Raw genomic sequence first — 12083 nt, 5'->3', positions numbered from 1 at the left:
GTGTGCCAGCCAGAACCGATTGCAGCACGGTGATCTGGCTATTGGTCAGGGGATTGATAACACCCGTCTGTATGTGCTGGATGGACAGGGCAATCTGTCTCCCGTCGGCGCACCGGGAGAACTGTATATCGGCGGTGCCGGGCTGGCGCGGGGGTATTTAAACCGGCCTGAACTGACTGCCGGGCGGTTTGTGACAAATCCGTTTGCTACAGATAAAGACAAAGAATACGGTTATACCCGCCTGTATAAAACCGGTGATTTGGTGCGCTGGCAACCGGATGGCAAGCTGGACTATCTGGGGCGCAATGATTTTCAGGTCAAAATCCGTGGTTATCGCATTGAGTTGGGCGAAATCGAAAGTGCCCTGACTTCCCACCCACAAGTCAAACAAGCGGTGGTGATTGACCGTGTGCATAACGGCCATAAAGTACTGGCCGCTTATCTGGTCACAGAGGCCATGTTATCAAATGAAATTCTGGTTAAGCACTTATCTGAGCGTTTGCCGGAATATATGGTGCCGGCCAGTTTTACCCGTCTTGAGTCTGTCCCCCTGACCCTGAATGGCAAAATAGATCGCCGGGCATTACCAGAGCCTGTCTGGGTAAACAGAGACAGTTATGTGGCGCCCCGCACTGCACTGGAAACCCAGTTATGTACTCTTTGGCAAGAAGTATTGGGGCTGGAACAGGTTGGCATTGAGGATAACTTCTTCCGTATCGGTGGTGATTCGATTGTCAGTATCCAGCTCGTCTCCAAACTGCGGCAAGCAGGTTTTTCACTGCAAGTTAAATCGATTTTTGAAGCACCGACCGTGGCCCGGTTAGCTCTGTTGCTGACGCAATCAGCATCCACAGAACAATCATCATCCACAGAAAATGTAGTTGCCGAACAGGGATTATTAAGCGGGGAATTTGATTTATTGCCTATCCAACAGACTTTCTTCGACTGGAATTTATCGAATCCACACCATTGGAATCAGGCATTTATGATTCGGATTCCCGGTAACATTAAGCCGGCACAGATTGAACAGGCTTTGATAATGCTGGTTGAACGACATGATATGCTGCGTACTCGTTTTATCGATACCGGAAACGGCTACCGTCAGTATTATTTCGAGATTCAGGACTATTTCGGAGTTCAGGACTGCTCCGGGAAAATGCCACCTTCACATCTCCTTTTACAGAACTGCGATATCCGAGGATTAAATAAGGAAGAGCTACATCAACAATTGACCCAATGGCAAGATAGGTTCGATTACAACAACGGGCCATTATGGCAAGCCGGACACCTTACCGGGTATGCTGATGACAGTGCCCGGTTATTCTTCGCATTCCACCATCTGATTATTGATACCGTATCCTGGCGAATCATTGCTGAAGATATGCGTTTGTTATTACAGGGCATGACATTACCTCCGAAGACCAGCAGTTATCGGCAATGGGTAACCGCTGTCCATCGCTACGCACAGCAGCATCAGGATGAAGTGCCCTACTGGCAACAGGTGATAGCAGCAAACAACATCGAACCCGCGCAGAATGACCTGACTCGTCACCTGTTGAGCATTTCTGCTGAGATGACGGACATACTTCTGCATGAAGCTAATACCGGTTACCATACTGAAATTAATGACTTACTGCTAAGTGCGCTGACACTGGCCCTGCAAGAAACGTTCTCCCAAGCCGTAAACCACATCCTTCTGGAAGGACATGGACGAGGATCCATAGATAACAGATTAGATATTTCTGAAACTGTGGGCTGGTTCACTACAATGTATCCCGTTCGTCTGGCAATGCAGACAGATATTGCTGAAACCATCATATATACCAAAGAGATGCTTCGTACTGTACCGAACAAAGGTATTGGTTACAGTGCGTTATATCAAGCAGGACACCTGGCTGGCGATTTACCGACTATCAGTTTCAACTATCTCGGCCAGTTAGGAGGAACCAGCCATCAAGACTGGTCCATCACCAACGATGATTGTGGGACTGTGATAGCCAGCGAAAATGGCAGTCATTTACTGTTGGGTATCAATGGGGCCGTTCATATGGGAAAACTGCAATTTAGTGTGGATTCCCGCTTGCCACAGACCCGGACAGAGAGGTTTATCACCGCATTTGAGCAAGCACTCAACAACGTCATCGCTACTGGTCAAAAGCAGGCCCAATCAGGAGGAGTAAAAACGCCCAGTGATTATGGTGTTGAAGGGCTTTCAATCAAACTCTTGTGCAATCTTCAACAGAAGTATCAGATTGAAGCACTGTACCCTGCCACCAGCTTGCAGCAGGGATTTATTTATCACCATCTGGCTCATCCACAAGATGATGCTTATCGTGTACAAATGCTGTTGGATTATCACACCAACGTGAATTTTGCTGTCTATCAACAAGCCTGGTCTCTGGCTTCGTTGCGTTTTCCTATTCTCAGAACTGCGTTTGATTGGGAAGAAAAAATATTACAGATTGTAACAATGGTCGCCAGCATTGGGCCAGAGAACTTCAAGATCAAAGATATCAGTCAGTTATCAAAAGAGAACCGAAACAAGGCGATTGATGAAATCCAACAACACGATCGAACCCTGCCTTTTAATTTAAGCCAGCCCGGCTTAATTCGTTTCACTCTCATCAAGCAAGATGAACAGTTAGTCACAGTATTGATCACACAACATCATTGTATTGCCGATGGCTGGAGTAATCCGATTCTATTGCAAACTGTGCATGAGTATTACAACCAACTGATAAGCGGGCAAACGCCCCTGATTGTGATGGAGCAGGCTTATCTGGCAACTCAGCAATATCATCTGGATCATAAAGCTGAGTCAGATACCTATTGGTCGGAACGTAAAGCACAATTTCAAGGAGCCAATAATTTTTCTGCTCTGTTAAGTCATCACGTTGATTTAAAGCAGATAAAAACGGTGGAAAAACCTGCTGAACAACAACTCACTGTACAAGGAAGCGCTTATGAGCAACTTAAGAACCTGTCCAGGACACAAGGCGTTACTCTGAATGTGATACTGCAATTTGCCTGGCATAAATTACTGCACAGCTACACGGGTGATGAACAAACCATAGTGGGTACTACCGTATCCGGCCGCGATGTACCAGTGGATGAGATTGAATCCAGTGTTGGCCTGTATATCAATACATTGCCGCTGATGGTGCAATGGGATCAGGCAAACAGTGTAGCGACTGTTTTACAGGACATACAGAAAGATATCGCCTCACTCAATAGCCACAGTGCCGTTTCACTTGCCAGTTTACAATCTGACGGAGAACGATTGTTCCACAGCCTGCTGATCTTTGAAAATTATCCAGTTCCAGTGGCGAGCGAAAACAAGGAAGGTATAGAACATACTCTGATGTTCCGTCAGGCCGTCGAAAAAGTGGAATACCCGATTTCGTTGATGGCCTACGAGCAGGGCAACAGTCTAATAATGAAATTAAGTTATGGTGAAGATTGGCTGACAGAAGAACAAGCCCGACGTTTGCTTTGTCAACTCGAACGTATTCTGCACGTGGTAACAGACAACCCGAATCAGTCACATACGTCAATAACATTCCTCAGTGAAGAAGAACGCCATACCCTGCTGCATACCTGGAACCAGACCGATGCGCCTTACCCGCAGGACAAAACCCTGCAACAACTGTTTGAAGCTCAGGTGGAAAGAACACCGGATAATATCGCGCTGGTGTTTGAAAGCGAAACATTGACCTACCGTCAGCTTAACGAACGGGCCAATCAACTGGCTCATCATCTGATTGCATTAGGCATTCGCCCGGATGACAGAGTGGCAGTTTATGCCGAGCGCAGTTTCTATTTGGTGGTAGGATTGTTAGCTATACTCAAGGCTGGCGGTGCTTATGTGCCGCTTGATCCGGCGCAACCAAGTGAGCGGTTGGTCTATATGCTTAAAGACTCCGCCCCCGTCGCATTGCTGACCCAAACAGCATTGTTTGATGCCCTGACCAGCACCATGTCTGAGGCATCCTTACTGGCCAGCACCTTATCAGTAAATTCATTACCGATCATCACGCTCGACAATCAGGGATCGTTAATAACAACCCTGCCGGATCACAATCCGCATGTATCAGAGCTGACTACCACTCATCTGGCTTATGTTATCTATACTTCTGGCTCAACAGGTCAGCCCAAAGGCGTGATGAGCAGTCATCAAGCCCTGTGTAACCGGTTATTGTGGTTTGTTCGTGATATTGCGACATCGCCGCTGGTAGCCGCACTGAAAACCAGTATCAGCTTTGTCGATTCAATCACCGAAACACTGGGTACGTTGCTGGCTGGAGGCAAACTGGTGGTGTTCAACAATCATGATGTGAAAGATCCTATCCGTTTCAGTCAAGGTTTGCGCCGTTTCGGGGTCAACTATCTGGTGGTTGTTCCTTCACTGCTCAAACTGTTGCTACAAAATCGTGATGACAGTGATTGCCTGAAACCCATTCGCCTATTAATTTGCAGCGGTGAACGACTCGCGCCTGAACTGGCACAACAGGTTGTGACACATTATCCTCAGCTTCGGTTGCTTAATTTTTATGGTTCTTCCGAAATCAACGGCGATGCCACATGGTATGAATACCATGCTGCTGAGGGGATACCGGAAGTCTCCGTGATCGGCAAACCAATCGCCAATATCCAAAGCTATATCCTTGACGGCTCTGGCCAACCCGTTCCCATCGGGGTCACGGGTGAAATTTATATTGCCGGCCGAGGTGTTGCCCGTGGCTATCTGAATCGCCCGGAATTGACGGCCGAACGTTTCCTTATCGATCCATTCTCCCCGCAACCCAATACACGTATGTTCAAGACAGGTGATCTCGGTCGCTGGCTGCCTGATGGTAATATCGAGTATCTCGGTCGCAATGACTTTCAGGTAAAAATCCGCGGCTACCGCATTGAACTGGGGGAAGTTGAAAACGTCCTCACTTCTCACCCACAGGTAGAACAAGCGGTGGTCATCGACCACAATCACAAAGGGAATAAAGTCCTGGTCGCGTATCTGGTGGCAGATGGCGCACTGTCTGATGACAGCCTGATCAGGTATCTCTCTTCCCGTCTGCCGGAATACATGCTGCCCGCCAGCTTGACTCGTATTGAGTTCATCCCACTGACCCTGAATGGTAAGCTAAATCGCCATGCCCTACCTGAACCAATCTGGGGGGATCGTGACAACTATGTCGCGCCCCGTAATACACTGGAAACCCAGTTATGCACTATTTGGCAAGAGGTATTGGGACTGGATCAGGTTGGTATCGATGATAACTTCTTCCGCATCGGTGGTAATTCTTTGATGGCAATTAAGCTGACCACAGCGATACGTTATGAAATGGGAGTTGATATTCCTTTAAATATTTTATTTAACTGCAAATGCATTTCTTTGTTATCTCAATGGCTAAAAACAGATAATACAAAATTCAGTTTACTTAATTCCTTAACACCAAAATCCATTGCTAGCAATAAATTGTTTATGATTCATCCTGCTAATGCCGGTAGTGAAGTCTATGAATCTCTGGCAAATACCTTATCTGGTGTGTATAAATGTATAGGCATCGATAACTATAATCTTTACACAGATAATCAAATAGATTCACTACACCAAATAGCTCAAATCTATCTGGAATTGATTCTGACAGAAACGTCTATTGATCAACCTATCCACATTTTAGGATGGTCATTAGGTGGACAATTAGCGATGGAGATTGCATTTAAATTAGAACAGCTTGGAGCAAAAAAAATTCAGTTATTCTTATTAGATACTATCATTAATAACGATGAGCTAGGAGAGCTTAGAAACAAATTAGATATATCAAAAAAATATAAGGAGATGACTGAGAAATTGCAGGAAATGGGGGCAAGCGACACTTATATCAATAAGGTATTGAAAGCAGTACCATTTGAATTTGGCATCGCTAACTGCCATTTAAGTGGAAAACTCTCCCACACTCACATCACGTTATTTAAAGCGGGTCAAATGAGTCCGTTTAATAAAGAAGGGATTGGATTCATGATGAACCAATTACTCATAGAAACACCGGATAATAATATTTCCCAATGGGCAGTCAATCCATTAGTCATTAAATTGATTAATGATCGCTATCACGAAAATATTATCGAAGCTGTTTCCACTATCAGCACAGAAATAGTCAATACATTCGAAATTAAGGATAATGCTACTATAAACTAACTTAATTATTATCAACGAGGCTGGCACTGCTGGCCTCGTCAGTTGAATAGATAACAAATGAAATAATCAATTAATTTGATTAGCGCCGCGCAAGCTGACGGGCAACAAGGTAGCCGGAAGTTCCTGCTAACCCAGGGCCAGGATGTGTTGACGCCCCAATATGAAATATATTACTGACAAAAGTTTGATGTGCTTGCGTACCTTGCGAAGAGGCAAAAGGACGCAACCAGAAAAATTGATCCGGTGAACAAATTCCTGAATAGGGATCTCCTCCAACCAAATTGCAATTCAATGCCTGTAAATCTGCCGGAGAATACGCCTTACGGCCAACAATCGAAGATGAAAAACCGGGTATGACAGTTTCCAGACGAGACTGTACGCGATCTGCAACCGCTTCACGGACGGTTTCATTCCATTTGCCATCAGCAGGAATAGGAATTTCGCCCAAAGCATCCCCTTTCAAATAACCGGGTAATTCCTGCATCTGAACCCATAGTATCCACCCTCCTTCGGGAGCTCTGGAAGCATCAAGCGCGGTTGGTTGCCCTATAGCCAATGTCGGATGACTCGGCAAATAACCGTTATTAGCCTGTGTGACAGACAGACAAACCTGTTCCATACTCTCCGTTAAATGAATAAGCGGCACATGACGCAACTCCGGTTCACACCATGATGGAGGCGTATTCAAGGCAAAGTGAATCTGCATCCCACCACGTCCGTAACGATAGCTCTGTGCACGTTGCCGGACTGTATCAGGAATGTCATTCAATAAATGACCATAAAGCTGTTGAGGAGTTACATTGCAAACGACGGCATCGCAGGCGTGATAAACCTTTCCTGCGGCTATGACACCAAAAGCACGGCGTTTTTTTCCATGCCCTTGCGTAATGATACGGTCAACCTGGGTATGAGTAAGAAGCTGACCACCATGTTGTTCGATGATCGCCTGTGATGCTTCAACGATGCGACTACCACCGCCTTTAACCACTGGCATTCCTCCGGCTATCACAGCAGCAAAGGTCAATTTACCAATCAAGGCAGAGCCAGCATCATCCGGCCCCAGTCCGGTATGTAGTGCCCACGGTGCAATGAGCGCACGACTGAATTCAGACTGCAATTCACGTTCAGACCAGCGCCGGAAAGTTTCCAGTGAGTTGCCGAGAAATTCAGTTAATCCATCAATGCCACGTTTTCGCCATTCAGAAAACAATAACTTGAGTATGCCAAAACCATAAGGGTTTTGTCCCAGTAAGCCAAAGATCAATGCAGCATCATCATGAAGAATCTGTTGTGCCATGCGGCAAAATGCTACCCCATCTTTTGGCGCAATGGCATCAAACTTCAATGCCGAAGCCAAGATACTCTGCTTTAAGGCGATTCCCCTGCCATTCGGTTGAACCAGCCCGGTTGAATAATCACTGTATATAAATTCCACCCCTGCTTTTTCCAGTGCAGGCTTCAACACTTGATAAGCCGGGCTGTTTAGGAATAGTGGATACCAGCAGGAGAACACATCATGGGTATAACCGGGAAAAAGTTCTTCTGTACGGATACAACCGCCTGGTATGGCATTCCGTTCCAGTACCAGAACAGATTTCCCCCATATAGCCAATAACGCAGCACATACCAATGAGTTTATCCCACTGCCAACGATGATCACTTGCGGTTTAGTACTACTCATGGTGCCACTCCTGTAGGCTGTTCGACCAAAGCCAGGACACGCAGTGGGCTTCCTGATCCTCCCTCAATCTTGAGAGGCGCGGCAATAATTACTACGCCGGTTGGCGGTAATAAATCGAGGTTTCTCAGACACTGCAAACCGTATTTATTCGCCCCATGTATCAAGGTATGACAGGGATAAACCACCGGCCATGAATAGGATTGACCCGCATCGGTATTAATCGTTTCTACTCCAAACCCCCGGATATCACGTTCATGGATCAACCACTCTACCGTTTCCTGACTTGGCCCCGGCGTGTGAGCACCATCATCGCGCATATTAAGGAAGCGAACCGGATCATCAGCCCGTTTCGACCAATCCGTTCTGAACAGTAACCATGCCTGGGCAGGAATACGTCCGTATTGTTCTTCCCATGCCTGTAAAAACTCAACCGTCAGTAACCAATCTGGATATCGTGCCACCTGTTGACTGGCATCCACCACCACCGCGGGTGCGATAAAATTATGCAAGGGGATTGTATCAACCGTATTATCTGAGTAATCTTTACCGCTTATCCAGTGTACCGGAGCATCAAAATGGGTTCCCGTATGCTCACCGCAACTGAAATTATTCCAATACCAGGCCGGGCCATTCTCGTCATAATGAGAAATACGCTCCATTTTGAATGACCAGACTTGCCCAAACTGTTCCGGTAACTGCAAGGCCGGAAAACCAGAGGACAATGTCTGCGTGAGATCGATAATCCTCACACTTCCCTGACTCAGCGCAGTAACAAACGCATTTAGTGGGCTTTTCACTCATCTTCTCCCAACACTGAGTAACACGATAGATAGAATGATCGATCCTGACTCTGCGGATCTCAGAATGCCGCGCAACCAACGAAACTGTTATTTGAAAAACGATGGATGACAATCGACTGTCATATTTCCCGAATATCATGTAACGCAGTAAACATGCCAGCATGAAAAACCAATGGTTTTCCTTCAATGCTGGCAATACGCTTTACCTGCCCAATCATCAACATATGATCGCCAAGATGGGTTTGCTGACGATTAGCACAAACCAGTGTCGCTATTGCACCATCAATTGATGGCATCCCTTCCGGTGTTTCCTGCACGGGAATACCCTGAAACTTATTTTCAACTCTAGGATTGGCAAAACGCAGAGCCAGCTCCTGATGGTCACAGCCAAGGATACTGATTGTGAAATATTCACAGTTACGAAATACAGACAGATTGGGAGAATGATTAACCAGACTCCAGAGTATCAAAGGCGGTTCCAGTGAAAGTGAAGCAAATGAGTTGATGGTCAACCCGACGTTCCTTCCGTCAGCAGTGCGTGTTGCAACAATAGCCACCCCTGTTGGATAACATCCTAAGAGTGTGCGCAGCGTTCTTGTTTCAAATTCTGCCATCCCCCACTCAACATCAGGCAACGGTATTTGAATGTTCTCAATATTCATCGTCATATCGGATACTCCGTTCAGAGCCCGCTCTTCTCAACAACTTGCGAATGAGCGGCCTGCGCATTATTAGCAACCAGCACATCATGGATATATGCTTCACAGGCATCGCTATCCCGCCACCACGGAAACAATACAGGAGGATGATTAAAAGCATTGGCAATCGTACTGGCGAGAGCAGGTAATTGCTGAGCCGCGCCCAACAAATTCAGAATATGGGGTTTTGGCGGGATAAGCAGGCTGTTTGTCCATTCCACAACGTACTGACTATATTTCCAGGACTGTTCGAATGTGTCATTCATCCATTCTGCCGTAAAGGGTTTGTCACCACGGGTAAGAATAGCTTCGTAATAAACCTTGCAGGCCTTAGTTGCGTTATTGGAACCCTGCCCGGTCAGCGGATCATTTGTGACTACCGCATCCCCCAACCCAAAGACCTGGCGACCAGAAGGCAATGTCAATACTGGTTTGCGTACAACTGGTGCAAAACAGCCAGCCAGAATGCCATTTTCATCAGTAAGTTCTATCTGTTCACAACGTGCCGCTTCCCACGGCAAGAACGTTTTGAGGATATGCTTGCTATAAGCCAGATGTTCCTGCGTTGTTCTGACCTCTCGCCAGCCATCCATTGCTCCTCCTGGGATCCCTTCAAAAACCATAATGTCACAAGGGCCACTCAGAGTCAGAGCAGGAAAAACGAAATATTCCCCCACTCCTGGGATCAAGTTAAAAGAAACACGGGAATATTCGGGGACTGGCAACATACCATGCACATAAGTCAAGGCTAATGCGCGCAGAGGTTTATCATAAGGAGAGCGCGAAGCGTCACGCTCCAATAATTTCACAATGTCCCCCTTTCCTCCGGCCAAAATAACCAACTCATGACTGGCTGTTAGTTGTTCCAATTCAGTAATCCCTACATCACGAATTTCCAGATTACCGCCGCGAGAAGCAAACTGTTCCAGCCAAAATGGCATCTTGATACGCTGATCAACAGCCTGTGCGTAGTTATTAAGTCGTGCACTCCAGTCAATCACCTTTTTATGCGGAATTTCAGGATGAGGAACAGTAAAACCGATACCTTCAACGGGCGGGCATTGTGTTTCCCACTGATCCAAAGCTAAATCACGTTCAAATTGCAAAGAGGAATCGAACATACACTGACTCGACATCACCCGGCCAGTTCGGACATCATCAGGCGTGCGGTTGGTAACAACAGTTACCTGATAGCCTTTATCAAGCAGACCAAGAGCCAAAGGCAGTCCAGCCTGACCACCTCCGACAATAGCTATACGACGCATAATATTTACTCCTTCAGATTGTGTTAGATCTGGAATCGCGACTATTCCTATTTCTCCTATTCCGCCAAACGAGAAATAGCAGGTTTGGCTTGCTCAGGCCCCATTGCTGAATAGCCGCCATCAACAGCGTAGTCAGCTCCGGTCACAAAACTCGCTAAATCAGAAAGAAGAAATGCAACTACCTGAGCGATCTCTTCAGGATCTCCAACACGGCCAAGCAAGTGATAATCTGCGGCAACTTCATCCGTTTTCTGGCGATTGCCCTGAGTCAATTCATCCATGACCCGTGACCAAGTCCAACCCGGAGAGACAGAGTTCACACGAATGTGATCAGCGGCATAGTCCATTGCCATACTGCGGGTGACTTGCAATAAGGTGGCTTTTGAAGCGGGATATAACCAACGGCCTGTCTGGGCAATAGAAGATGAAATACTGGTGAAATTGACAATCGCCCCACCTCCGGCAACCATAAAATAAGGGTGTACAAGCTGAGCTGCCCTGACGGCACTGACCACATTAATATTGAGTGCGGTCAGCCACGTTTCGCGACCAGAAACTACACCATCATCCAGATAAGTTGCAGCGAGATTAACGAGGCAGTTAAGACGACCATAATAAGCAGCAACCTCATGCACTCCCTGAACAAGTTGCTTATCATCGGTAATATCGACATGCCAGAAGCGAATGGAATCCGGTCGGAAATTACAGGCTTTCTTTCCCCCTTCCCGGTCAATATCGAAAATCGCAACTTTAACACCATATTCACTCAATACGCTGGCAACCGTTGCACCAATTTTAGTGGCACCACCAGTGACAATAGCGACTTTATTATTTAAGCCTTTCATGAGTGATCCCCTTATATCATATATATACCTAATCCATTGTTATTCAGTGTATTAATCAGTAACTAATGAATCATGAGGGATATCATTACGTGAAATAGAGAAAGTCAAATAGCCTATATATGCAGAAAAGATCCATTTAGTGCAGGTATGTATAAATTCAAATACATAAACTCAACGAATTCTCATATTACAACCATTGGAATGTGATTGCTGGCCAAAGGCCAGTTTATATTCTTCCAACTCATTGCTTACACTTTTCTTATTAGATGATTTGTAAAATAGCCGTTCTCTATATTCACCATCATTAATATCAATAGTTATTTAATTGGTAACTATACAAGCCACTGGCTATGTTATATGTTCAACTTTTAGTTAGATTTTTTTTATTAACCAACTCATTTTTATTATGGATATATTATATTTTTTCATGATATTACCTCAGTTAAATTTAATGTTTCTTCATTGTTTAACTTCTGTTACGCATTTGTTCTCAATTAAACTGTTATAGTAAATAAATAAAAAATTGTTACTGTTATATCGAAAATCCGTGTGCTCTACTTGTCCTCACTCTTTCACTTCTTTTACCCAATAGGGT

At 45.7% G+C, this 12083-nt stretch carries 6 protein-coding genes; 1 reads left to right on the top strand and 5 read right to left on the bottom strand.

From position 1 onward, the window contains the following. Nucleotides 1–19: 19 nt before the first annotated feature. Nucleotides 20–6199: a non-ribosomal peptide synthetase gene (locus Xind_RS09375; protein ID WP_246432498.1), complete on the top strand. Its 6180-nt coding sequence runs from the start codon at nucleotides 20–22 to the stop codon at nucleotides 6197–6199. 79 nt (nucleotides 6200–6278) lie between these two features. Here the strand turns inward: Xind_RS09375 and Xind_RS09370 are convergent, their stop codons facing one another. The 5 genes from Xind_RS09370 to Xind_RS09350 form a co-directional block, all read right to left on the bottom strand. Beyond that, nucleotides 6279–7880: a phytoene desaturase family protein gene (locus Xind_RS09370; RefSeq protein WP_187649923.1), complete on the bottom strand. Its 1602-nt coding sequence runs from the start codon at nucleotides 7878–7880 to the stop codon at nucleotides 6279–6281. After that, nucleotides 7877–8677, bottom strand: coding sequence for a cyclase family protein (locus Xind_RS09365; RefSeq protein ID WP_047683579.1), 801 nt, complete (start codon nucleotides 8675–8677; stop codon nucleotides 7877–7879). Before Xind_RS09365 ends, Xind_RS09370 begins: the two co-directional genes overlap by 4 nt. Nucleotides 8678–8799: 122 nt before the next feature. After that, the gene (locus Xind_RS09360) at nucleotides 8800–9348 is read right to left on the bottom strand and encodes a flavin reductase family protein (RefSeq protein WP_231571505.1); all 549 of its coding nucleotides are present in this window, start codon (nucleotides 9346–9348) and stop codon (nucleotides 8800–8802) included. A 14-nt stretch (nucleotides 9349–9362) separates the two neighbouring features. Then, nucleotides 9363–10643, bottom strand: a complete 1281-nt coding sequence (locus tag Xind_RS09355; protein ID WP_187649922.1) for a styrene monooxygenase/indole monooxygenase family protein — start codon at nucleotides 10641–10643, stop codon at nucleotides 9363–9365. Nucleotides 10644–10699: 56 nt separating this feature from the next. Further along, entirely contained in the window at nucleotides 10700–11488 is a 789-nt protein-coding gene (locus tag Xind_RS09350; protein WP_047683573.1) for an SDR family oxidoreductase, read from the bottom strand. Nucleotides 11489–12083 lie beyond the last annotated feature (595 nt).

The organism is Xenorhabdus indica (assembly GCF_014467235.1).
GTDB lineage: Bacteria > Pseudomonadota > Gammaproteobacteria > Enterobacterales > Enterobacteriaceae > Xenorhabdus > Xenorhabdus indica.
Note: the sequence above shows the minus strand (reverse complement) of the source record. Positions and strands in the feature narration are given on the sequence as shown.

Bases quoted from the DNA above. Each gene is read 5' to 3' on its own strand.
- Xind_RS09355 (WP_187649922.1), bottom strand. From the start codon at position 10,643: ATGCGTCGTATAGCTATTGTCGGAGGTGGTCAGGCTGGACTGCCTTTG.
- Xind_RS09350 (WP_047683573.1), bottom strand. From the start codon at position 11,488: ATGAAAGGCTTAAATAATAAAGTCGCTATTGTCACTGGTGGTGCCACT.
- Xind_RS09360 (WP_231571505.1), bottom strand. From the start codon at position 9,348: ATGACGATGAATATTGAGAACATTCAAATACCGTTGCCTGATGTTGAG.
- Xind_RS09370 (WP_187649923.1), bottom strand. From the start codon at position 7,880: ATGAGTAGTACTAAACCGCAAGTGATCATCGTTGGCAGTGGGATAAAC.